The 23,676-nt window shown below is 42.6% G+C and carries 25 protein-coding genes and 1 riboswitch; of the genes, 19 read left to right on the top strand and 6 right to left on the bottom strand.

Going from position 1 to position 23,676, the window contains the following annotated elements:
- Window positions 1-79: 79 nt before the first annotated feature.
- Window positions 80-544, top strand: coding sequence for a restriction endonuclease (locus D6853_RS01290; protein WP_243108263.1), 465 nt, complete (start codon window positions 80-82; stop codon window positions 542-544).
- 173 nt (window positions 545-717) lie between these two features.
- On the opposite strand, the gene D6853_RS15575 is transcribed toward D6853_RS01290, so the two are convergent.
- From D6853_RS15575 to D6853_RS01275, 3 genes are all read right to left on the bottom strand, one after another.
- Complete coding sequence (locus D6853_RS15575) at window positions 718-3,522, bottom strand: carboxylesterase family protein (protein WP_330541063.1); 2,805 nt, start codon at window positions 3,520-3,522, stop codon at window positions 718-720.
- A 157-nt stretch (window positions 3,523-3,679) separates the two neighbouring features.
- On the bottom strand, window positions 3,680-4,222 hold the full coding sequence (gene bilS / locus D6853_RS01280; protein WP_120656004.1) for a flavodoxin family protein BilS: 543 nt from the start codon (window positions 4,220-4,222) through the stop codon (window positions 3,680-3,682).
- A gap of 3 nt (window positions 4,223-4,225) precedes the next feature.
- The gene (locus D6853_RS01275) at window positions 4,226-4,630 is read right to left on the bottom strand and encodes a hypothetical protein (RefSeq protein WP_120656003.1); all 405 of its coding nucleotides are present in this window, start codon (window positions 4,628-4,630) and stop codon (window positions 4,226-4,228) included.
- Window positions 4,631-4,930: 300 nt separating this feature from the next.
- Between D6853_RS01275 and trkA the strand changes: the two genes are divergently transcribed.
- The 3 genes from trkA (at window position 4,931) to D6853_RS01260 (ending at window position 8,472) form a co-directional block, all read left to right on the top strand.
- Window positions 4,931-6,292 (top strand): Trk system potassium transporter TrkA, encoded by a 1,362-nt coding sequence (gene trkA / locus D6853_RS01270; RefSeq protein WP_120656002.1) that lies wholly within the window; start codon window positions 4,931-4,933, stop codon window positions 6,290-6,292.
- Between the two features lie 2 nt (window positions 6,293-6,294).
- The gene (locus D6853_RS01265) at window positions 6,295-7,740 is read left to right on the top strand and encodes a TrkH family potassium uptake protein (protein WP_120656001.1); all 1,446 of its coding nucleotides are present in this window, start codon (window positions 6,295-6,297) and stop codon (window positions 7,738-7,740) included.
- A gap of 150 nt (window positions 7,741-7,890) precedes the next feature.
- A complete protein-coding gene (locus D6853_RS01260; protein WP_120656000.1) occupies window positions 7,891-8,472 on the top strand; it encodes a hypothetical protein in 582 nt (193 codons plus the stop codon).
- Here D6853_RS01260 and D6853_RS01255 read toward each other — a convergent pair.
- From D6853_RS01255 to D6853_RS01245, 3 genes are all read right to left on the bottom strand, one after another.
- A complete protein-coding gene (locus D6853_RS01255) occupies window positions 8,467-9,231 on the bottom strand; it encodes a TraX family protein (RefSeq protein ID WP_120655999.1) in 765 nt (254 codons plus the stop codon). The genes D6853_RS01260 and D6853_RS01255 overlap by 6 nt on opposite strands.
- A 17-nt stretch (window positions 9,232-9,248) precedes the next feature.
- Window positions 9,249-10,100 (bottom strand): thymidylate synthase, encoded by an 852-nt coding sequence (thyA, locus tag D6853_RS01250; RefSeq protein ID WP_120655998.1) that lies wholly within the window; start codon window positions 10,098-10,100, stop codon window positions 9,249-9,251.
- Between the two features lie 111 nt (window positions 10,101-10,211).
- Entirely contained in the window at window positions 10,212-11,816 is a 1,605-nt protein-coding gene (locus tag D6853_RS01245) for an MBL fold metallo-hydrolase RNA specificity domain-containing protein (RefSeq protein ID WP_120655997.1), read from the bottom strand.
- Window positions 11,817-11,954: 138 nt separating this feature from the next.
- On the opposite strand from D6853_RS01245, the gene D6853_RS01240 reads away from it, so the two are divergent.
- The 15 genes from D6853_RS01240 to thiE all read left to right on the top strand — a co-directional run bounded on the left by D6853_RS01240 (window position 11,955) and on the right by thiE (window position 23,665).
- The gene (locus D6853_RS01240; protein ID WP_120655996.1) at window positions 11,955-13,094 is read left to right on the top strand and encodes a DUF3048 domain-containing protein; all 1,140 of its coding nucleotides are present in this window, start codon (window positions 11,955-11,957) and stop codon (window positions 13,092-13,094) included.
- Window positions 13,095-13,239: 145 nt separating this feature from the next.
- The gene (locus D6853_RS01235) at window positions 13,240-13,731 is read left to right on the top strand and encodes a dihydrofolate reductase (RefSeq protein WP_120655995.1); all 492 of its coding nucleotides are present in this window, start codon (window positions 13,240-13,242) and stop codon (window positions 13,729-13,731) included.
- A gap of 15 nt (window positions 13,732-13,746) precedes the next feature.
- Window positions 13,747-14,655 carry a diacylglycerol/lipid kinase family protein gene (locus tag D6853_RS01230; protein ID WP_158588632.1) on the top strand — a complete coding sequence of 303 codons (909 nt, stop codon included), beginning with the start codon at window positions 13,747-13,749 and terminating at the stop codon, window positions 14,653-14,655.
- A 13-nt stretch (window positions 14,656-14,668) separates the two neighbouring features.
- The gene (locus tag D6853_RS01225) at window positions 14,669-15,592 is read left to right on the top strand and encodes a leucine-rich repeat protein (protein ID WP_120655993.1); all 924 of its coding nucleotides are present in this window, start codon (window positions 14,669-14,671) and stop codon (window positions 15,590-15,592) included.
- Window positions 15,589-16,950: a vWA domain-containing protein gene (locus D6853_RS01220; protein ID WP_120655992.1), complete on the top strand. Its 1,362-nt coding sequence runs from the start codon at window positions 15,589-15,591 to the stop codon at window positions 16,948-16,950. Before D6853_RS01225 ends, D6853_RS01220 begins: the two co-directional genes overlap by 4 nt.
- Before the next feature lie 9 nt (window positions 16,951-16,959).
- Window positions 16,960-18,453, top strand: coding sequence for an ATP-binding protein (locus D6853_RS01215; protein ID WP_120655991.1), 1,494 nt, complete (start codon window positions 16,960-16,962; stop codon window positions 18,451-18,453).
- A 2-nt stretch (window positions 18,454-18,455) separates the two neighbouring features.
- The gene (locus D6853_RS01210) at window positions 18,456-18,959 is read left to right on the top strand and encodes a hypothetical protein (protein WP_120655990.1); all 504 of its coding nucleotides are present in this window, start codon (window positions 18,456-18,458) and stop codon (window positions 18,957-18,959) included.
- Between the two features lie 26 nt (window positions 18,960-18,985).
- Entirely contained in the window at window positions 18,986-19,345 is a 360-nt protein-coding gene (locus D6853_RS01205; RefSeq protein ID WP_120655989.1) for a hypothetical protein, read from the top strand.
- Entirely contained in the window at window positions 19,335-19,676 is a 342-nt protein-coding gene (locus D6853_RS01200; RefSeq protein WP_120655988.1) for a hypothetical protein, read from the top strand. Before D6853_RS01205 ends, D6853_RS01200 begins: the two co-directional genes overlap by 11 nt.
- A 29-nt stretch (window positions 19,677-19,705) precedes the next feature.
- A complete protein-coding gene (locus tag D6853_RS01195) occupies window positions 19,706-20,212 on the top strand; it encodes a hypothetical protein (RefSeq protein ID WP_120655987.1) in 507 nt (168 codons plus the stop codon).
- A gap of 56 nt (window positions 20,213-20,268) precedes the next feature.
- A complete protein-coding gene (locus D6853_RS01190; protein ID WP_120655986.1) occupies window positions 20,269-20,712 on the top strand; it encodes a DUF4274 domain-containing protein in 444 nt (147 codons plus the stop codon).
- A 16-nt stretch (window positions 20,713-20,728) separates the two neighbouring features.
- Entirely contained in the window at window positions 20,729-21,433 is a 705-nt protein-coding gene (locus tag D6853_RS01185) for a zinc ribbon domain-containing protein (protein WP_120655985.1), read from the top strand.
- 52 nt (window positions 21,434-21,485) lie between these two features.
- Window positions 21,486-21,588: riboswitch (TPP riboswitch) on the top strand.
- Between the two features lie 118 nt (window positions 21,589-21,706).
- A complete protein-coding gene (gene thiW, locus D6853_RS01180; protein WP_120655984.1) occupies window positions 21,707-22,252 on the top strand; it encodes an energy coupling factor transporter S component ThiW in 546 nt (181 codons plus the stop codon).
- A 1-nt stretch (window position 22,253) separates the two neighbouring features.
- Complete coding sequence (gene thiM / locus D6853_RS01175) at window positions 22,254-23,039, top strand: hydroxyethylthiazole kinase (RefSeq protein WP_120655983.1); 786 nt, start codon at window positions 22,254-22,256, stop codon at window positions 23,037-23,039.
- On the top strand, window positions 23,030-23,665 hold the full coding sequence (gene thiE / locus D6853_RS01170) for a thiamine phosphate synthase (protein WP_120655982.1): 636 nt from the start codon (window positions 23,030-23,032) through the stop codon (window positions 23,663-23,665). Before thiM ends, thiE begins: the two co-directional genes overlap by 10 nt.
- Window positions 23,666-23,676 lie beyond the last annotated feature (11 nt).

The following is a 23,676-nucleotide window of genomic DNA, read 5'->3' as shown; positions in this document are numbered from 1 at the left end:
ACCTCTACTTATATAGACACCGTTTTTTGAAAAATTCCTAAGTAGAAGTGATAATAAATATGATAGTTTGAATCATATTTTGTTAAAAATAGGGGTGGCAGAATACTTTGGGGTATATTTGATTCATAATTATCATGGACAAGGATTAAAAAATATAACTGGCGTAGCAGATCGTGGAAGAACATTTGCTAATATAAGTGACGGTGAAGAATTTGAATTATATTGTGTGTCTCTACTTGAGTTAAATGGATATAAAAATGTTAGTCTAACGCCCGTGATTGGAGATCACGGAGTCGATATTATAGCAGAGAAGGATAATATAAAATATGACATTCAATGTAAATACTATTCAGTTCCAGTTGGGAATAATGCGGTCCAAGAAGTTTTTACAGGAAGGGCTTTCTATAAATGTGATATTGCAATTGTGATGACAAATAGTACTTACACAAGGCAAGCTATAGAAGAAGCAACTGCATTAGGGGTAAAACTGTGGGATGGAGATTATCTGCAAGATTTAAAACAGTTACATGCATCCAAGTTATGAAGCTATTCATTTAGAAATGTGCAGTTCTTGTACGAGGATGACGATTTTCAAAACAAATAAATCAGCAAATGCCGATTTCCCTGAGCAACGTCGAAATGAGGCATTTGCTGATTTTTGAGTTTTAGAAAATCGCACCGCAGACGAAAACAAACATTTCTGAATGAATAGCTTAATCAGTGCAAAAATTCAATTGATTTAAGGCTACCGGTTCCGTCACCGGAAAATACGAGGTAGAGGGCGTGGGTTCCGCTCAGTTTACCGGAAAAGCGGCATTCGCCGGCGGTCCAGATGTTGGCGTTGCTGACAGAAATCTTTCCGAGAGTTTCTCCGTCGAGTGACGTCTTAATCTTGAAATCGCCGTTTATATAGCCTCTGGTCTTTATACGAAGTCCCGTTACATCTTTAAGGTCAAAGTACTTAAAGCCGATCGTTGTTGTATCAACAATATCCTTGATATGTCCGGGAGCGCAGTAGTCATCGCCGCCTTCCTGAACAACGCGGGGGCATGAAGACTCGACATACATTTTGTGATCCTTGGTAAAGATGTTGCAGGCAAGGTATGCGGGATACTCGCCGATATCGGAGAGTGGTCCGCCGTTAAGTCCGCAGGATGTGATCTCAACCTGAGGGATTGATCCGTCTGTTTTTATCTCAAGCTTCTCGGCGCAGCCCTGTCTGCTAAACCATGTTCCGTTGGTATGTCTGTGATAGAAGATGTACCAATCGTCACCGATATTCTCAATGCTTCCGTGATTGTTGGCACCGTAAGCACTCGGAAGCTCGGCCTCTTTATAAGTTCCGATATGCATGTCGCAGTTACTTACAATAACTCCGCCGTAGGAAAAAGGTCCTTCGGGAGATTTCGAAGTAGCATAACAAAGCTCGTGCATTACTTCGGAAGAGTAGATGAAATAATAAGTATCTTTTATCTTCCTGATCGAAGGAGCTTCGAAGAAAGCGTGACCTTCATATGGAGTTCCCTCACTATAGCAGTTGCCGGGCGCAACAAATACGGGAGGCTTAACTACGGTCAGCATGTCCTTATCAAGGACAGTGAGCATGGCGCCGTGTCTTGATTTGTCGCCCTGATTGCAGAAGCCCGTGAAAAGATATGTAAGGCCGTTTTCCGTTAATACGCCGGGATCAAACTGAGGCTCATCTGTTTCTTTGTCGCCGAGCTTGGTTCCGTCTTCGTAGTGAACGTAGCCGTAGAATTCATAGTGACCTGCGGGAGTGTCACTGACCGCAACGGAAACAACGGATACTTTATCAAGTACATAGTAAAGATAATATCTGCCGTCGGGACCTACTGTTACATCGGGAGCGTACAGGCACATGTGTCCGTCTTTATTAAGAGGGTCGCTTGTCTTTTCGTATATGACGCCCTCGTATTTCCAATTGCCGAGATCATTAACGGGAGCAGACCAGCACACGTAGTCGCCGAGGCAGAATGTCTCTCCGCCGTAAATATCGTGCGAACCGTAGATGTAGATCCTGTCGCCGAATACGTAAGGCTCACCGTCGGGAATATACTCCCAAGAAGGAAGATAAGGATTTACTGCCTGCTTTCTTGAGTTTTGTCTGATGCCGCCTTCAATATGAGGAGTAGCGCCGTTTCCAAGAAACTCCATTTCAGCTTTATTATCGAGTGTATATGGTTCCCATGTGGAAAGAAGCTCGTTGTCGCAGCCCTTACCGTTGGGATTTCCTGTCTTTACAAAGTTTGCGAAGTAGTCGCACATCTGCTTTGCAAGATCGTAGTGTCTTCCCTTGTAGAAGCGGCGGCATTTTGTGATCGAGTTAAAGAAGAACCACAGGTCGCATGAATGGAAGGTTCCGGGATAGGGCTCTTTTTTATCTCCGTCCGAAGGAATATCGGGATCGAAGCGATAGTAGTAGAAATCCTGCTTGCTGCCTTGCTTCTGAGCGCCGGCGATCACATTCTTTATCGAATGCTCAACCGTGTTGACGCCGCCTATGATAAATTCATCCGAAGTATTTCCGAGAAGAATGGGAACGTTAAGGATCTTTCCTTCTTTAAGAGCCTGAGTGGGATTGCCCGTAACGAACTTGTCGTCTTTTACGGGGAAGCATCTTCCGATTCCCAGTAGATTATCTCCGTTTTCGGATGTGACATATTCATTATATTTAGACAAAAGATCTTTTGCGGAAAGCTTCTTTGCTTCTTCAAGTCCAGCTATTCCTGCGAATTTAAAGAAGTCTTCGCCCTTTTTTTCTGCTTCGGAAAGAGAAAGAGGAGAGAAGATATCTGCATCTTTATCAGGAAGCTCGATAACTCCGCTAAAGATCGCGGCTCTTTTTATAAAAGAATTATCTCCTGTGCAGGCAAGTTGATTGAGCACGCTTCCGCCACCTGCTGACTGTCCTGCGATTGTGATCGCTTCGGGGTCTCCTCCGAATGCCGCTATATTATCATGAACCCAGTTGATCGCCAGTCTCTGATCGAGGAGACCAAAGTTGGTGGGAGCATCGGGTGAATCCGCTGTTATCTCGGGATGAGAAAGGAATCCGAAAACAGCAAGTCGGTATGAAATCGTAACGACAACGATACCTCTGCTTGCAAGTTGCTCGCCGTCAAATTCCATCTCGGATGAATAGCCCCACTGAAATGCTCCGCCGTGGATCCACACAAGTACAGGAAGCTTTTCATCGGCTCTTTTGGCTGGTGTCCAGATATTGAGGTATAAGCTGTCTTCGCTCATGGGAACATCGGGATCGACGAACCACTCGCGTGATGTGATGTCATCGCCGACTCCGGGCCTGTCCTGATATGATATCGGTGCAAACTCGTAGGCTTCAAACACACCGTCCCAGTTCTTTGCAGGCTGTGGTGCTCTGAATCTGTTCTCGCCTACAGGCGGCTGTGCATAAGGTATTCCTTTGTAGACCGTGATCCTTGGGTCTGTGCCCGGAAGACCCTTTATTTCCCCATTTTTTACCGTTGTATTTCTAAGCATAACCTTCTCCTTTACTGCATAAGCTGCTACATATAATCCAATGATAATATTTTATATTGCTATAAAGTATTTTATCCAGTCATAAAGTGCGATTTGATGGTTAAAGATTGCGGACTTTTTTGGAGATCCTGACATAAAAAAAGAAGCAGCTTATGCATTACGCGTACGCTGCTTCCAATTCTTTTATTTTCTTTAAGATGTCTTCCGCGAAGATCCGGGCTTTCAACATGTCCTGTCTGTCCGGGTGCGATGCGGCGTCGTCGAACTGACTCAGCATGTAATCGATCATACTGTCATCGCATTTGCCGCGGCAGGATTCATATTTGTTTCGGATCTGATAGGGCATTTTTCCTTGGCAAAAAAATGAGCCCATGTAGTTGTTGTCACAAGGAAGCCATACCAGGGCATTTTGTTCCAGATTCTTATAATAGCTGTCTGAGTTGCCAAGACCGCACGTACCAAACAGCACAACATTTTTGCCATGAAGTGATGAGATGATGTCAATTATCTCAAGGCTGCACGAGCCTCTGTTGGCCCAAAATCCGATAAACACATTTTCGGCATCAAGCTTTCCGTCCCAGCTGCGAACATTAACAATCTTTTTCTTGCAGCCGGAAATCGGAAGCGCATTATAAAGTTCCTGCGCCAGCTTCTCGGTATTACCGGTTTCACTGGCATAAACGATTAAAAATTTTTCCATAGGTCACGACTTCTTTTTAAATTCTGTCAAACATTTAGGGCATCTGATGATGATCTGTCCTTTACCTCGGGGTATACGTATCTTCTGACTGCAGTTAGGACATGTGTATATGTGGTAATTCTTGCGCGAATAAAGATCTGATCTTGTGCGCTTAAAAAGTCCCGTTATCTTTTTAAATACTTTTTCAAAGTACTCATTCTCTTTGTACCTTGCTGATATATTACGTGATAGGAGTCTGTAGCAGCTGTACGCCATAAGCGCAACGGCTATGTAATACAGAAATCCCATCGGAGAACATATCGATACAAGAAAATTAATAACTGCCAATATCAAAAGAAACCGAGTAAGCTTATCCGTTCCGTATGAACCGTATCGGCCTTGGAAAAAGCGAGAGAAAAAGTTTCTCATTTCCTGGTCTCCTTTTTTGATGGGTATAAATAAAAAACGGTGCCCAACTTCCACCGTTACAATGATTTTATGATGGCAAGGCTCAAAATACAATGAATATAGGGGGAAAATACTATTAAAAAACTCTAAAATAGCATAAACACTTATGTTTGAATATAACCTGTTTGTAATGTCCGCAACTATTGCAAAGTTCCTGTCGGTTGATTATTGTCTCCGAAATAAATATAATGATAGAAGCTGTTTTTTGTGATTAATTGCAAAAGAAATAAATAGTTTTTAGATTAAACAGGGGAGGTCCTTATGCATATAATTGTTGTTGGTTGCGGTAACGTTGGACAGACGCTTACTCAGCAGCTGAGCAAAGAAGGACACAACATCACGGTAATCGAGGAAAAGAGTAGCGTAGTTCAGAACGTTGTTAACAGCTACGATGTAATGGGAATTGTAGGTAACGGCGCCAGCTATTCCATAATGAAAGATGCCGGCATTGAGACAGCCGATCTTATGATCGCGGTTACGGATTCGGATGAGCTTAATCTGCTCTGCTGTCTTATCGCGAAGAAAGCCGGTAACTGCCACACTATAGCCAGAGTACGTAATCCGGTTTACAAAAAAGAGATCAACTTCATCAAAGAAGAACTTGGTCTTTCAATGGTTATAAATCCCGAGGAGGCTGCCGCAGGAGAAGCGGACAGACTTCTTAAGTTCCCTTCGGCGACCAAGATTGAGACTTTTGCCAGGGGAAGAGCGGAGCTTGTTAAATTCATCGTTGAGGAGAATTCAAGACTCTGCGACAAGGCACTGAAAGATTTTCCCGCAGACCTTAAGAAGCACGTTATAGTATCAGTTGTTTCAAGAGGCACGGACGTATATATTCCCGACGGTAATTTTATTCTTCGCGCAGGAGATGAGATTACCATATTCGGATCAAGCAGGAATACACTTTCCTTCTTTAAAAAGCTTGGGCTTCCTACAGCCAAGGTTCCGTCATCAATTATTGTCGGAGGCGGAGAGACCGGATATTACCTTGCCAAGCAGCTCATTTCAATCGGTATAAAGGTTACCATATTTGAAAGAGACGCTGTTCGTTGCAAGGAGCTTTCGGAGCTGCTTCCTCAAGCTCTTATTATTAATGGAGACGGAACCGATAAAGATATGCTGATGGAAGAAGGAGTTACGAGCGTAGGTTCTTTTGTTGCGCTCACTAATCTCGACGAAGAGAACATTATGCTCTCGATGTACGTTAAGAGTATTAATCCAAAGGCCAAGCTTATCACCAAGGTTCACAGAGTTAATTACGGCGATATTATCGGATCGCTTGGAATCGGAAGTATCATCTATCCCAAGAATATCACTGCGGATAGGATTGTTCAGTTTGTGCGCGGAATGAACGCGTCCAAGGACAGCAATATCGAAACATTGTACAAGCTCAACGACGAGAGAGTAGAGGCGCTTGAGTTTATCGTCAGAAGCGGAAGCCCGGTTATCGGCGTTCCTCTTTCGCAGCTCAATCTCAAGAAGGGTATTCTGATCGCGTGCATCAATCACTACGGCGAGATCATATCCCCCACAGGTGACAGCGTTATAAGAGACAGAGATTCAGTAATTGTTGTTACCACGCTTACAGGTTTAAAAGACATAAGCGACATATTGGAGAAATAATAATGAACTATTCAATGATAAGATATATCCTCTTCAGACTACTGAGGATAGTGGGACTGTTGTTCCTTCTTCCACTTTTGGTTGCGATTATTTACAAGGAATATGACAGCGCGGGAGTCTTTCTGATCCTTTCTGCCGTATCTCTTTTGTTTGGATATATCGGATCCTATAAAAAGCCCAAGAACAGGGTTATCTATGCAAAAGAAGGTTTTGCGATCACTGCTGTCGCATGGTTTGTTATGAGTCTTATGGGTGCGCTTCCCTTTGTTATCACGGGAACAATTCCAAGTTATGTGGATGCTCTTTTTGAGACGGTTTCCGGACTTACCACAACAGGAGGAAGTATTCTCACTACGCTAGACGGGATCGAGCGCAGTGTCCAGTTTTGGAGAACCTTTACACACTGGATCGGCGGAATGGGAGTGCTTGTCTTTTTGCTTGCGGTAGTTCCCCTTGCGGACGGCTACAGTATGCATCTTATGCGTGCGGAGAGCCCGGGACCGGTTGTGGGCAAGATCGTTCCCAAGGTAAAAGATACAGCGAAGATCCTTTACCTTATTTATCTGGGAATCACACTTTCGGAGATTATCTGCCTTATCATCACAGGTATGCCTGTATATGACGCTATTACGATTTCTTTTTCAACTGTGGGAACCGGAGGATTTGCGGTTACTCCAAATGGAATAAATGATTATTCTACCGCCAGTCAATCCGTTATTATTCTATTCATGGCGCTTTGCGGAGTTAACTTCACGGTTTACTATTTCCTTCTTCACAAAAAGCCCAAGGAAGCTTTTGCGATAGAAGAGGTTAAGTATTACTTTATCGTTATGTTTGTTGCGGCGGGACTTATCTCGATCAACATCTACAGAGCGGGAGTTTTGGACAGCGGACGCATGTCATTCCATCATGCGCTGTTTGCGGTTACGTCGGTTATGACGACTACCGGATTCGGAACACTCGATTTTGATAAGTGGCCGATGTTCTCCAAGATGATACTGTGCATTTTATCCCTTGTCGGAGCCTGCGCGGGATCTACGGGAGGCGGATTTAAATTTTCGAGAGCGATCATCACGATCAGAAATGCAAGGAATGAGCTTAATTTCCTTGTTCATCCCAAGGCCATAAAGAGAGTGTACATGGACGGACACACCGTCGAAGGCACAACGGTCAAGTCTGTATCGGCGTATTTAGGACTCTATGTGCTTACGTTTATCTTTTCGACGATAGTTGTTTCACTTGATAATTTTGATTTTCAGACGACGGTCACATCGGTTGCGGCTACACTCAACAATATTGGACCGGGTCTTGGCATGGTCGGACCGATGGGAAATTATTCACAGTTTTCCGTCTTGTCGAAAATTGTGCTAATGTTTGATATGTTAGCGGGCAGACTCGAGCTTTTGCCTATTTTCATTGTAATTAAGCTTAAAACCTGGAAAAGCTGATAAAATTTCAATCTAAAAAAAGTACATCTTTTATAAAAAAAATGTATTGTGAATTGTGTCCAAAGTGTGATAAACTTCAGTTTGAATTGTGAAGTATTTATAAAAAAAGTATAAACTTTGGTACGGATTGAAATTGAATATGAGGTGACTATGATAAAAATTAAAGGGATAGTCGTTACTGTTCTGGTCGTAGCACTGATAGCTATAGGAAGTTTTATAGGATCTCTTGTGTATGCGGTCAATGTTGAAGACAGAGGATCGTACGGTCAAAAAGAGATCTATCGCTCGGCTGAAGAAGCGCTTCTTAGTTTTATGGGAGATGACAGCTCATCGTTCAAGGGTAAGAAGGGCACGAACGCCGATGGAACCGCTAACAGTAGATTGACTCAGAGAGTGACGGTTAGTTCAGAGGAAGGTGTTCTTCCATACAGCGGAACTGTAACCAAACTCCAGGATACTTTTTATCCGGGAACATATGAGATAGAGTTTAGCCAACCCATGATATTGACAGGCATGGCTTCGATCGAGGTTCAGATGGATGTCAACGAGGGAGATGAAGTATACGTTTTTACCGGCAACAAGAACTCAGGCTATAAAGAGTATGCCGTTGTAAAGGTTGATACCGGCAACGTGGTCAGATTTACCACAGACAAGCTCCAGAAATATACGATATCTACTACAGATATCACTGCAGCTCAGAAGGCTATGTCCGATATTATCGGAGAATCATAAGTTTTTAATACAGTACAATTTGATAAAGTGAAATATAAGAAGATGCGCGGGGTAAAAGGCGTAGAACAGATATTTAAATCTGCCTAGGTTTTTACCTCGCTTTTTGTTGTATAAAAGCATCAGTAAAAATGCGGGTAAAGAATACATCTCATTTTTCCAGTAAAAGATAGAAAGATATCCCGCGATAAGATTAATGGGCGTATAGTATCTGAAAAAGTACAGTATGGTGATAAGAGTTATTCCGCGGTAGCTGTAGTCTGTTTTTAAAAGGTATGCCAAAAGAGCTCCTGTAGCAAAGATACATACACTAAGGAGCGGAGCGACTATAAAGTGAAGCTTCTTTTTACCTGCAAAAGAGTTTATGGCATCAATTGCCCAGATTACGAGAAGTCCGATAAGAAGAGTAAAAAAGACGTTGTTGTCTTTGAAATTGATGGCGTCGGACATTGCGTAGTCGTACGGAAGCTCCGAGATAATACCGAAGACAAGAAGACTTATTGCATATTTTAATCTGCTCTTTGTATGCATAAAACCTTCAACCAAAAGAAAGCAGAATATCGGAAAAGAGTTCCTTCCGATGGCGCGAATGATCTTGTAGATCAGGCTGAGTCTTTCATAGGGCATAGAAATAGGCAGAATCCCTGCGGCTGAAAGCGGATAGATGATCGCAGCACCTATGTGATCTATAAGCATTGTGATGCATGCGATTATCTTAAGTGTGTTGCCGTTAAGCCTTGGAAACTCTGCCTTTTGGTTCATTTAATACTTACTCCTGTTTAGATCGCGATTGGAATGTCTTTAAGCTGTTCTCCCGCAACCTCATATCCTTCAAGTGAAACATCATCCCTGGTGAACTTATAGAAGTCCTTTACATCGGGATTTAATCGGAACTTAGGTGCAGGAAGAGGCTTCCTTTGAATAAGCTCCTTGATAAGCGGAACGTGTCTGTCATAGATGTGAGCGTCCGCAATTACATGTACAAGCTCTCCGACGTTCATATCGCAAACCTGTGCGAGCATATGGACAAGTACCGCGTACTGAACAACATTCCAGTTGTTTGCCGCAAGTACGTCCTGTGAGCGCTGATTGAGTACTGCGTTAAGTGTGAGCTTATCCTCACCCTTTTTCTGAGTTACGTTATAAGTTACGCTGTAAGCGCATGGATAAAGATTCATCTCATGAAGATCGGAAAAAACATAAGTGTTGGTCATGATACGTCTGCTGAAAGGATTGTTCTTAAGATCATAGATGACTCTGTCCATCTGATCGAACTCACCTTCCTTGTAGATACTCTTTTGTCCGATCTGATAGCCGTAGGCTTTTCCGATAGAACCTGTCTCATCTGCCCATTCATCCCAAATATGAGAATGAAGGTCGTGAATGTTGTTGCTCTTTTGCTGATAGATCCAAAGGATCTCATCCGTAGCACTCTTAAGAGCTGTCTTTCTGAGAGTCATGATAGGAAACTCTTTGGAAAGATCGTATCTGTTTACCACACCGAATTTCTTGATGGTGTATGCACTTGCGCCGTCCGGCCAGTGAGGTCTTACTTTTTCTCCCTCTGTGGATGTTCCGTTCTCCAAGATGTCATTGCACATGGAGATAAAGATTTCATCTGCTCTTGCCATTATGGATATCCTCCTTAACTATTTTTTCGTTAATTACTTCGCGATATACGCATGGCTTCACTGCGTTCTCGCCATGCTACGTCCCTTCGGAAATCGATATGCTCATTTCTTTTATCGCGACCACTTATCACAGAGTGAATTTATCTGATCTGCAAATTTGGCTTTGTCTTTATTGGTCATGCCTTCGCTCTTGGCGATGATACCCATAAGTCTTGCACCGGCGGCCTTGAGTCTTGAATATACATCGGAAATAAGAGTAGATTCTTTTTTCTTGATAGGAATCGGAACCCCTTCTTTGATGAAAGTTCCTGAGATAAGGTCAAATTCTGTGCCGCTATACGGAGCGTAAGTATCGTATCCGTATTCCTCTCTAAGGCACTGGGCAAAAGAGGTACAGACGTTGTCTTCGCCGTGTACGATGAATACTTTCTTGGGGCGCTGTTTCTTAAAGCCCTGTATCCATTCTATAAGTCCGTTTTTGTCAGCGTGTCCGGACAGTCCTTCGAGCTTACATATCTCTGCTTTGACAGCGATCGTTTCTCCGAAAAGTTTTATCTCGTCTGCGCCGTCTATTATGGCTCTTCCTGTTGTTCCTACAGACTGATAACCTACAAATAATATAGTACTTTCTTCGCGCCACAGGTTATGTTTTAAGTGGTGTCTGATCCTGCCGGCTTCACACATACCTGAAGCTGAGATTATAACCTTGGGCTCAGGATCTTCGTTGATCGCTCTCGATTCATCCGTTGTAATGGAAAGAATAAGTTCTCTGAAAGTGATCGGATTAATATGTCTTTTTACCAGATCCATTGCTTCTTCATCATAGCATTCCAGCTGATTCTGAGAGAAGATCTCGGTTGCCTCAACGGCAAGTGGGCTGTCTACGTATACGGGGAAATTAGGATTTGTTTTTACAAGTCCTTCCTTTTTTATCTTACGAATAAAGTAGAGCATTTCCTGAGTACGACCGACGGCAAAAGAAGGAATGACAACATTTCCGCCTCTTGCAAAAGTGCGGTCGAGGATCTCGGTAAGATCTTTTATATAATCAGGTCTTTCTTCCGAGTGAAGTCTGTCACCGTAGGTGGACTCCATGACTACGTAATCGGCTTCTTCGGTAAACTGAGGATCTCTTATAAGAGGCTGTTCCTTGTTTCCGATATCGCCGGAAAAAACAATCTTTTTGGTCACGTTCTTTTCGGTGAGCCATACTTCTATGCTGGCTGAACCGAGGAGATGACCTATATCCGTAAACCTGATCTTAACGCCTTCGCAAACATCGATCTCATCGCCGTATTTGCAAGGTATGATCATCTTGATGGTCTTCTCTGCATCTTCCATTGTATAAGAAGGTTCCATCTGCTGAATGTCTTTGCTTCGTTTAGCCTTTCTGTTGCGCCACTCCGCTTCCTGCATCTGAATGTGCGCGCAGTCTCTGAGCATTATGTTGCACAGGTCTGCCGTTGCATCTGTTGTGAATATCTTTCCTCTGAAGCCTTTTGCATAAAGAAGAGGAAGGTTGCCCGAATGATCGACGTGGGCATGCGTAAGAAAAACATAATCGATTTCGGGAGCCGAAACGGGAAGAGGAACGTTTTCAAAATAGTCTTTTCCCTGTTCCATTCCGTAGTCGATAAGAATGTTTTTTCCGCAGGCAGATATAAAATGACAACTGCCCGTAACCTCGTGATCTGCGCCAATAAAAGTCAGTTTCATGTAATCACCCCATTAGTTTTCTTAAACTCTTTTTAGCATAACACAATTTCAATGTGGAAAAAATAGGGCAGATTTGGTAGAATAGATACAATTAATTGAATAATTAATTAAAAAAAATAAAGGAGACTAGATTAGAAAATGCTTTTAAGAAAAAAAGGGAAGAGAACGGCTATTATCATAGCATGTATTCTTGCTTTCGGATCTTTATCAGCATGCGGACCCGAAGACGGTAATGCCGATTCATCTTTACAGGCATCATTTGAGCCCATTTCTCAGGAAGGTGATTCTTCAACAGAGAGTACATCTGAGGAGACGACAGAAGAAGAGTCTTATGAGATTCCTGAAGGAATGTACTTAAGTGAGTTAACAGGTGAGCCTATCAGTGAAGAGATCAAGGATCAGCGTCCTATCGCTGTAATGGTCGACAATGAGAAGATGGCTCTTCCTCACTACGAATTAGCCAATGCTGACGTTGTTTATGAGATCATGAACAGTACCAAGAACGATCGTATTACAAGATTTATGGCTATCGTTAAGGACTGGGGTAAGATTGAACAGCTTGGAAGTATCAGAAGTACACGTCCTACAAATATCATACTTGCATCTGAGTGGGATGCGGTGCTCTGCCACGATGGAGGACCTCCGGTCCACAACGATCCATATTTTAAGAATCCTTGGGCTGAGCATTTCTCAGGTACTTTCTCACGTGTAAACAACGGTAAGAAGAGAGAGTTCACAGAGTATATTGTATCGGGAGATCTTGAGAAGAATTTCAAGAACTCAGGATATTCTACAACTTACAACGAGTATGCCAACGAGGGAAGTCACTTCAACTTTGCGCCTTACGGCAAGGAGATCAAGCTTGATGAGAAGTATTCAAGATCTTATCCTGCCAACAGCGTTTCACTTCCTTTCAAGCACACAGGATCTCAGCTTAAGTACAACGATGAGACCAAGGAATACGAGCAATATGAGTATGGCAAGCCTCATGAGGATGCCGAGACAGATGCTCCTCTTTCATTTAAGAACGTAATCCTTCAGAACTGCTCATTTAACCAGCTTGATGAGAACGGATATCTTATCTACAACTGTATCGGTCAAGGAAACGGTTGGTACCTTACAAACGGTGTAGCCAAGGATATCTCATGGGTTAAGGACAGCATGACAGGTGTTACAAAGTTCTATGATGAGAACGGCGATGAGCTTGAGATCAACACAGGTAAGACTTACATCAGCCTTATCCCCGAAGATACTTGGGGCAATGTTGTTTTTGAATGATATAGGTGTCAAAAGTCATAAATGCGTATATCATTCATCATTGAACAATCTAAATATGTAAATGTATAATAAAAGGTGTCCGACACGGGCACCTTTTGTTTATTATTATTGGAAAAAGATTTTTTTAGTACACGGAGGAGAATTTATGAAAGCTATCGTTGCGGTTGACAGCAATTGGGCAATAGGAAATAAGGGACAGCTCCTTGTGAGCATTCCCGCGGATCAGAAGGATAACTTCAGACGCAGAACTTCAGGCAATACCATCATTTACGGAAGAAAAACTCTTGAGACATTCCCTCAGAAGATAGTTCTTCCGAACAGAAGAAATATCATTCTTTCGACAAGACCCGATTACACGGTTAAGAATGCGGAAGTGGCGCATAACAGAGATGAGCTTATGGAGCTTATTAAGAACGAAAATTCGGATGATGTTTATATCATCGGAGGAGAGACTGTCTACAAGCAGTTCATCGATGACTGTGATACTGCTATCGTTACCTTTATCGATAAGGCATACGAAGCTGATGCATACTTCCCCAACCTTGATAAAGACCCTAACTGGGAGATGGTTGAAGAAAGCGATGAGCAGGTTTACTTTGATATTACATATACATACAGGATTTATAAAAAGAAATAAACGAGGCAAATGTTTATGGGAAAGAGAGCACTGGTACTTATAAATAAATCAGCGGGAACGGGAAAGGCCGGAAACAATACCTTTGCGATAGCAACGGGTCTTGCTCAGCGGGGATATGAGCCTATCATTTATCCCATTATTCCGGGATCCGGACTTGATTCGGAGTCGATAATAGGGAAATACGACGGACTTGTTGAATCAATCGTTTGCAGTGGCGGCGACGGCACGCTTAATCATGTTGTCGGCGCGGTTATGGATATGCAAAACAAACCGGTTATTTCATATATTCCCTCAGGCAGTACCAATGATTTTGCAAAGGGACTCGGAATTCCGAGTGTTCACGCCGCAGCGCTTGAGGTGGCTTTGGACGGATATCCTTTTTCGTATGATGTCGGCAAGATGAATGACAGATATTTTAATTATGTTGCCGCTTTCGGGGCTTTTTCCAAGGTGAGCTATGCGACAGATCAGGATCTTAAAAATATCCTTGGATATGCTGCGTACGTTATCAGTGCTATTTCAGAGCTTCCGCAGAGTCTTGGCTACAACTCTCATATGAAGATAGATATAGACGGCGAAATTATAGAGGATGACTATGTCTTCGGTGCAGTATGTAATTCCGGTTCCATCGGCGGAATGAATATATTCGGAAAGACCGACGTTAAACTCGATGACGGTGAGATGGAACTTCTTCTTATTCATGCGCCCAAGAATATCGTGGAGTTTAATGAGATCCTCGGAGCTCTTGCGACCAATATCGAGAGCAGCAGTCTTATAACGATCAAGCAGATTAAAAAAGTAAAGTTTATGTCTGATACAGAGTGCGAATGGACCGTTGACGGAGAATTCGGAGGAGCTGCCAAGGAGACGGATATTAGCGTTATAAATAAGGCTGTGACCATAAAGGTTAAGCATAAGAGATAAGAACGGTTAAACAATGGCTTTTTTATACGAGAAAAAGAAAAGTAAAAAAGACGGTCATGAATATATTGAGATAACGGGCTATGAAGGAAACGGAGAGAAGCTTGTTATACCCAAAACCATAGAGGGGCTTTCTGTCGAGGCGATAGGAAACCACTCTTTTTCGGGAAGAGAAGATATAGTCAGTGTGGAGATTCCCGAGAGCGTTAAGACGCTATACGGGTTTGCTTTTCATAATTGTAAGAATCTTGAGAAGATAAGTATCTTTGACAGTCTCGACGATTATTACGACGGAGTTTGCAGACAGTGCGACAAGCTTAAGATAATCGATATTACCGTTAATTCGGGATGGTATGAGGTTATAAGGAACTTCCTTGCGGACAGTGACAGAACGCTTGAGTTCAGGATACATATTAAGACGGATAACGGTTACGATGAGGCGAGGCTTACGTTCCCTGAGTTTGTCTATGATTTTAATGAGAATACCATGGCACGCACTATACAGTTTTCAATTGCGGGTTCGGGCTATGCGTACAGAGAGTGCGTAGACAGAAGGAGCATTGATTACAGAGAATACGACAGGCTTTTTGATAAAGCGGTCATCGACGGAAATGCGTTGTCGGAGAGTATAGCGATGGGAAGACTTCTTTTTCCAAAAGAGCTTCTTGAAGGCTACAGAGCTGTTTATGAGAAGTATGTAAGAAAGAACGGTGCGGGGATTCTTTGTCGTCTGATAGATGACGTTAATGAAGATGAAAATTTGGAGCTTATGAAGGCTCTTTTGACATACAGATGCGCGGATGCGCAGAAAGTACTTGAAGATGCGGATATCGACAAGGCAATAAAATATGCCTCGGACAAAGGGAAAACTCTTTTTTCCGCGGTGTTTATGGATGCAGGTGCAGGGACTGCGGGAACGGCGACGGAGTTTGTTTTATGATGGCAGAGGGAAGTAAGAAAAAGAGAGAGCTTAGCGAGATGGGCTGCAGGGTCTTGGATGCGTCGAGAACCGAGCTCTATATTGCCATGAGATTTATGAGCGCGGCGCTTTCAAGTCTTTCTTACGAGATGGATCTTTCTACGACGAGTGTCGGAACGGACGCTGTCAGCATAAGATTTAATCCGTCATATTTATTTAAGCTGTTTACCGAGGAACCGGCAAGGCTTAACAGAACATATATGCACATGCTTATGCATTGCATTTTCAGGCATATGTACACATCGGGAAGATACGAGGACGAGCGGCTTTATGATCTGTGCGCGGATATTGTCGTCGAGTCGATCCTTGATGACATGGACTATAAGTGTATTTACAGGATCTCATCCGATTATCGGGACGGCTGGTATGAGAGGCTTTCACGGGATGTGAAGGTTCTTACGGTGGAGAAGCTTTATCGGTATTTTTCCGAGGAGCATCCTTTTGAAGATTATGACGAATTCGAGAAGCTGGAAAAAGAGTTTTGGGCGGATGATCACGGCTTTTGGAAGAGGCTTCCCAAGGATGATCCAAATGCTGATGATGAAAAGAAAAATGACAACGTGCATTTTCTTTCTCCGAATCGGATGAAGCTTATCGAAGATAAGGAAAAAGACTGGGAGAAGGAAAGTAAGCGTCTTCAGACCGAGATAGAAACTGTCGGAAAAAAGGCAAGTGACAGGATCGGAAAGCTTTCTTATATTTTGAAATATGAGAATACCGGAAGGACTGACTACCGCGATTTTCTGGATGACTTTATGGTTATCAGAGAAGAGACGATCATAGATCCCGACTCTTTTGACTACGGAATGTATACGTTCGGAATTGAGAAGTATGGTAACATGCCTCTTATCGAAGAGAACGAGCATCGCGAAGTTAAGAAGATTCAGGAGCTTGTGATCGCGATCGATACTTCCGCATCCTGCGAGGACGGACTGGTTCAGCGATTCCTTAATGAGACTGCGTCGATTCTTTTGTCCGGAGAAAATTTCTATAGGAAAATCAAGATACATGTGATCCAATGTGATGATGAGGTAAAAAGAGACGATGTGATTCTTTCCGTCGATGACATGAAAAAGTATTCGGACGGAGTGCATGTCGAGGGCGGTTACGGAACGGATTTTAGGCCTGTCTTTTCACATGTTGAGAAACTTATCGAGAAGGAAGAACTTACAAATCTTAAGGGACTTATTTATTTTACGGACGGATACGGAGTTTATCCGAAGGAAGCAACTAAGTACGAGACGGCTTTTGTTTTTGCTAAAGACGAAGACTATAATGACAGCGAAGTGCCGGACTGGGCGCAGAAGCTGTATATATAAGGGGTAGCTATGAATATCAGAGAAGCAAAGGATGAAATAAAGAACGCGGTACGAGCGTATCTTGAAAAAGACGAAGCGGGGCAGTATGAGATTCCTGTTGAGAGGCAGCGTCCCGTGCTGCTTATGGGACCTCCCGGAATCGGTAAGACTGCGATCATGGAGCAGATAGCACACGAGCTCGGAATAGGGCTTGTTTCTTATACGATCACGCATCACACAAGGCAGAGTGCGATCGGACTCCCGATGATATCTGAAAAAGAGTACGGTGATAAAAAGTATTCCGTGACTGAATATACGATGAGTGAGATTGTGGGTTCCGTTTATGACAAGATCGAGCAGACAGGGATCAGCGAGGGAATTCTTTTTCTTGATGAGATCAACTGCGTCTCCGAGACGCTTGCTCCCACAATGCTTCAGTTCCTTCAGTACAAGACCTTCGGAAGTCACAAGGTTCCCGATGGCTATATCATAGTTACTGCGGGCAATCCCGCAAGGTACAACAAATCAGTCAGGGAGTTTGATATCGTTACGCTCGACCGTGTGCGCAAGATTTCGATAGAAGAGGACTTCGATGCGTGGAAAGAGTACGCCTACAAAGAGGGCGTTCACGGCGCTATCATGGCATACCTTGAGATTAAGAAGGATAACTTCTACAGCATTAAGAGCGACGTCGACGGAAAGAGTTTTGTCACAGCCAGGGGCTGGGAGGATCTTTCAAGAGTCATAAAGGTTCATGAAAAACTCGGAATCCCTGTTGATAACAAGCTTACGGACCAGTACTTACAGGATAAAGAAATCGCAAGAGACTTTGCGGATTACTACGAGCTTTATCACAGATACAACGAGCTCTATAAGATTCCCGATATTCTTGAAGGAAAGTTCCCCGAAGACCTAGCTTCCATCAGAAACGGATCCTTTGATGAAAAGCTAAGTATCATCGGCCTTCTCACAGATAAGCTTATGGACGAGTTCAGAGATTATTCCAAGAACGCTGCCGTGCAGAAGCTTGTGTATGAGGTGGTAAAGAAGTATGTGGACGGCGAATCGGAGTACCTTAAACCCGCAATAGATGAACTCGAAGAAAAGACGTCGCGTGAGGCTGACGCAGGACTTCTAAATCGCGAGGAAGAAAGCGAGCGAAGGCTTGCTGTTGCGGCACTCAGAGAGTGTTTAAAGGAAGTTGAAACAGGCGATGTTGCCGCTGCAAAGAAGTGGTTCACTTCCCGTGAGGCCGACAGACAGGCAAGTATAAAGGCGACAGGAGAGCATCTTACTAACAGCTTTGAATTTATGGAAAGAGCTTTCGGAAATCCCGAATCTCTTACCGGAAGTCAGGAGATGGTAATCTTCTTAACCGAACTTTCCAATGCTTATCACAGTTTGAAGTTTGTAAGAGAAACCGGTAACGAAGCATATTACAAATACAATAAACTGCTTCTTTTAAACGATCGTAAACAAGAACTCAATCGAGAGATTTTGGAATTTGCATCCGAGTGGAAATGAGAATGAATACATATGGTGAATTGCAACTGAATATTAGCACAGACGGACCTGGTATAGTTTTATATTCGGATAAAGCCATAAAATGTTCTGAGGGAGAAGACTTTTTTTCTAAGGAATTTAATACGCCGGAAAAGGTTGCGGAGCATTTGAAAAAGGGAGATATTATAGGCTTTAACACAGGCGGACCGGGACAGTTTGTTTTAAAGATCAGAGAGGGGTATCCATCAGAGCAAACAATCAGTGACTATCTGACAGCAATCAGATTAGCTCTGGAGGTAATTGGAGGAAAAGTTAATATCATTGATGTTTATTGGCTATCTGAATGGAGTGATGAAGTGCCTGATGAGCAAACTGTTGCTATGGAGGATGGTTTCTATTATGTCACCGTGCTTACCAAAAAACCAAGCTCAGGCATCTATGGGGATAATCAGGAAATACTGCTATATTTCAAGCTTATAGAAGAAATGCCGATTTTAACGTGGACAGGAATTCCACAATTGTTTTAGTATCGTGCATTGAAAGAGTAGAAGTCATGAAAGAGGATTTTGAAGTGTATAAATTCGAGAAAAATCATATAGAAATCAACAATAGAGGTTATGATTTTGAATTCGAAATCAGGACTGTGATTCAGTACAAAAAAAGTTTTATTATCCTACTTGCAATCCCGTATGATAGCAATGAGATTAATAATATCTTTTGTTTGGACGCGGATGCAAAGGTGAATTGGCAATCTGAGGATATTGCTTGTAAATATCCGGAATTAAAGAATCTTCTTCCGTATGAACAGATGGGACTTAAGGAAGATAAGATATATGCTTCTGATTTTTATGGAAGAAATTTTAAGATAAATGCTGAGACAGGGAAGATAGAGGGGCGCAGTATTGTTAAGTGAAGATGAAAGATATGATTTATTTAAGTGTACATTGCAAAAAAGTTCTTCAAATATTTTATCAATGAACGATGATGATTTTAGATATACATTATTCGAAGAACTACCACCAGATATAATCAGTTTTTTACATAATAATACTTTGGATTTGTTGATTGATGAAGGCTATATTGATGAAACAATATATAAAAAGTGTTCTGAATTAAGAGAGATTTATATCGGTGAAGAAAAGATATTATCCAAGTTGTCGGATATGGATAAGATTAGAGCTTCGACAAGTTTTCGTAGAATCATAAAGTTGGCTGATGAGATTATAAATCTATTGTACATATGATAAAGGTAAAAAAATGCTGAGGTGCTATTATGAATTATGATTATAGATGTGATGGCATAGACGGTCTGGTTTTAATTGATGAGAAATACTTAGATGAAATAGATGACAATCTTTTAGCTGAGTTAGACATAATACTTGATCGAGACGGAAAAACTGAATTGATACATGATTTTCCAAATGAGAAATGGAAAGATGTAAGAAAACGGGAAACTAAAAATATTGTAGAATTTTGTAATTCCGGTAAGATGGTTCTCTTTTTAGCTAATAAAGATGAGTATAATTGCAAAATAACCATTTCTGATACGAAAAGTGATTCATATACATATATTGATGTTGAGTCCGGAAAGTTGATTGTGATAAATGCAAGCGAATTAGTACAGTGTCTTGCTTATCCGGAATTAGAAATGGAAATATTATTGAAAATTGACAATGTCGATCGAGGTATATATTCGGTCAAATATGATGGGATAAAGAATATTGAATTGATAAAGGAAAGAGTGCATTTTTCGGATGCTCATAATGTTATAGAACTATAACATAGGCATCTAATCACAGACAATGATTTTCCAATGTATGAGTTTTTGGAGGAGTAGTGGAAGATAAGAAAATTGAGGCAGTAAAGGCACTGCTATATAACACTGATATTGAAGTGGCTAAAGAAAGTATTATTCAGATGAATGATTCTGAGCAGTTATATCTATATGCCTATAATTATAATTGGGATAATGGTTTTGATATTCCACAGTTGGTTTTGGATAATGAAAGCTGCGAATTAAGCATAGCATTACTGATTTTTTACAGAGCAGATGGCATCGGTTATTTGATCGACAAAAGTGATAATGAAAACTTGCCGAAATGGTCGTCTTTTATTGAATGTTTATATGAATCAATATTAAGAGGCAAGTATCCAAAAGGGAAAATTGGTTTTAAGAATCCCTTGTCTGAAGTTGAAAAATATAAATTAAAAAAACAGATTACTAAGGAAGATAGTATATTCATTGAAGATATCGCCGGGGAAAGTCTGGACATAGAATAAGGATACATTAACTCAGGTGGCATCATCTGTAGGTAAGCTTGCGGAGAATGTTTCCGGAAGCGTAGGAAAGAATAAGATTCCCAAAGAGGATATTATGGGATACTGCTTTAAGTGCGGAGCCCCGATTGTCTTTGAGGATGAGATCTGTACATCATGCGGATGGCCTGTTCCCGAAGATCTGATCGCCGAGGCGGAAGAGGAAAGAAGAGCCGCTGAGGAAGCGAGAAGGGCTGCAGAAGAAGCTGCCCGTAAGGAAGCGGAAGAAAGAGCGAGAAGAGAAGCCGAAGAGAAGGCCAGAAGAGAAGCCGAGGAAAGAGCAAGAAGAGAGGCTGAAGAAAAGGCTAGAAGAGAGGCCGAGGAAAAGAGACGCGCCGAAGAGGAGAAGAGACGCGCCGAGGCTGAGAGAAGACGTGCTGAGGAAGAAGCTTGGCGTGAGGAAGAAGAGGAAAGACGCAGAAGAGCCGAAGCAAGACGAAGAGATGAAGCCGGAAGACGTCGCGTAGCACCTCCCAGACGTGGTGAAGAAGACGGTTATCTGGATGATGACTACGTAGATGAGCGTACGGATAAAGAGCTTGCAAAGCTTGCTTACGGACCCGGTTCGGATTCAAAACGCGGATCCGGATCAAGAGCTAAATCCAGAGTGGCATTCTGCACAAGGTGCGGAGAGAAGCTTCCCAGTGATGCTGTATTCTGTCCATACTGCGGCAAAAGATTATAATTGCTATTGTAATTACTTTCGCTATGGTGTATAAACATAGTTGAATAAAAATTTTATAGACGGGAGCTTGTATTACAGGCTGAGAGGAAGGTGTGACCTTCGACCGAGAACCTGATTTGGATAATGCCAACGTAGGGATGCCTTAAATAATAGGAAACTAATGCGGAAGCTTACCGGACGGGAGCTTCCTTTTCTTTTGCAAAAAATCTGAAAGCTCCTTGATGCGGCTTACGTACCGGTGTGCATTTACAGGCCCGTCAGAAGGAGATTCTTATGAAGAATTCAAAAGTACTGCTCAAAATGGTAACACTGGCAATGTTTGTAGCGCTCGGAGTTGTTATTTCTCCGATCCTTAGAGTTGAGGGAATGTGCCCGATGGCGCATCTTATCAACATCACATGCGCTGTATTTATGGGACCTGTTTACGCGCTTATATGCGCGGTTCTCATCGGTATCATCAGAATGATGACAATGGGAATTCCCCCACTTGCTCTTACGGGAGCTGTGTTTGGAGCGACGCTTTCCGGAATCCTATACAAGGTTTCAAAAGGGAAGATCATTGCAGCTGTTCTTGGTGAGATAATCGGAACGGGAATCATCGGCGCGATCGTATCATACCCCGTTATGACATATCTCTGGGGAAAAGAAGGACTGACACTTTTCTTTTATGTTCCCTCTTTTATCATGGGAACACTTATAGGAGGCAGCATCGCGTACCTCCTTCTTAAAAGACTTGCTGCGACCGGAATGCTCAGAAAAATTCAAGACAGTTTAAACGGCACTGATGAAGTGAAAAAAAATACTGAGAAGGTTTCATGATATGGGATTAGATATCTGCAAAAAACTTAAAGAACAATCACCGCTTATACACTGCATCACGAATCCGATTTCGATAATGCAGTGTGCGAACGCTGTGCTTTTATTGGGGGCGCGCCCTATCATGGCAGAGCATCCGGATGAGGTTTGTGATATAACGGCGAGTGCGAAAGCTCTTTTACTCAACTTCGGAAACATAACGAGAGACAGGCTTGAAGCTATTAAGCTCTCGTACGACGAAGCTATGAAAAAAGAAATCCCGATCGTAATAGATGCGGTTGGGGATGCGTGTTCTGAGCTTAGAAGAGCGACTGTAAATGAACTGCTCGGAAAAAGAAATCCCAAAGTACCGTTGCTGATTAAAGGCAACTACTCGGAGATACGAGCTCTTTTGGATGAGACTTACAAATCATCCGGAGTGGATGCGGATAAAAAACTTACATTTGAAGAGATACTTGATATGGCAAAAGAGCTTGCAAGGAAGCAAGGGGTTACAGTCCTTGCAAGCGGTGAAAAAGATATAGTGACGGACGGAGCTAAAACAGCACTGATCGAGAACGGTACAAAAAAGCTGGGCAGCATCACGGGAACGGGATGCATGCTTGGAGCCGTGTGCGCAAGCTTTTTCTCAATAGATACAAGTATTGATTCTATTATAAATGCGACGGCCGGTTTTGGAATAAGCGGTGAAAACGCCAAGGGAGATATGTTCCTGATGCGTTTGTTTGACGCCATTGCGGAAATAGATGACGACATCATTGAAGAGAGGAAGAAGGTTACATGGGTTTAGACAGAAAACAGCTAAAGCTCTATCTTGTCACAAACAGCGACGGAAAGAGCGAAGAAGAGTTTCTTAAGGCTCTTGAAGAAGCAATCGAGGGCGGTGTTTCTTTTGTACAGATAAGAGAAAAGAACAAGACAACAGCCGAATACATAGACCTTGTGAGTAAGGCGCTTGAAATAACGAGAAAGCATAATGTTCCTCTGGTTGTAGATGACAGAGTCGATGTTGTTCTTGCGACGGGCGCCGACGGAGTGCATGTGGGAAGAGATGATATGCCTGTCGAGACGGCAAGAAAGATTCTTGGAAAAGACAAGATAGTAGGTGCAACAACCAAGACTGTAGAGCAGGCGGTTGCAGCGTACAAGGCGGGTGCTGATTATCTCGGAGTCGGTGCGATCTATCCGACAACGACCAAGGTTAAGACCGTGCTTACTTCAACGGATACTCTTAATGATATATGCAATGCGGTTCCGATTCCTGCCAATGCGATCGGCGGACTTAACAAGGACAATCTCGGTGTTTTGAAAGGAATTCCGATCGCGGGAGTTTGCGTGGTCTCCGCGATCATGAAAGCAGATGATCCAAGGAAGGCCTCGCGGGAGCTGGTAGAGGCAATAGATAAGCTGCGATAAAAATGTATGAG

Origin of the sequence: Butyrivibrio sp. X503 (genome assembly GCF_003625475.1) — a bacterium.
GTDB lineage: Bacteria > Bacillota > Clostridia > Lachnospirales > Lachnospiraceae > Butyrivibrio.
The sequence above is the reverse complement of the archived record's forward strand: the minus strand, read 5'-3'. Positions and strand labels throughout refer to the sequence as shown.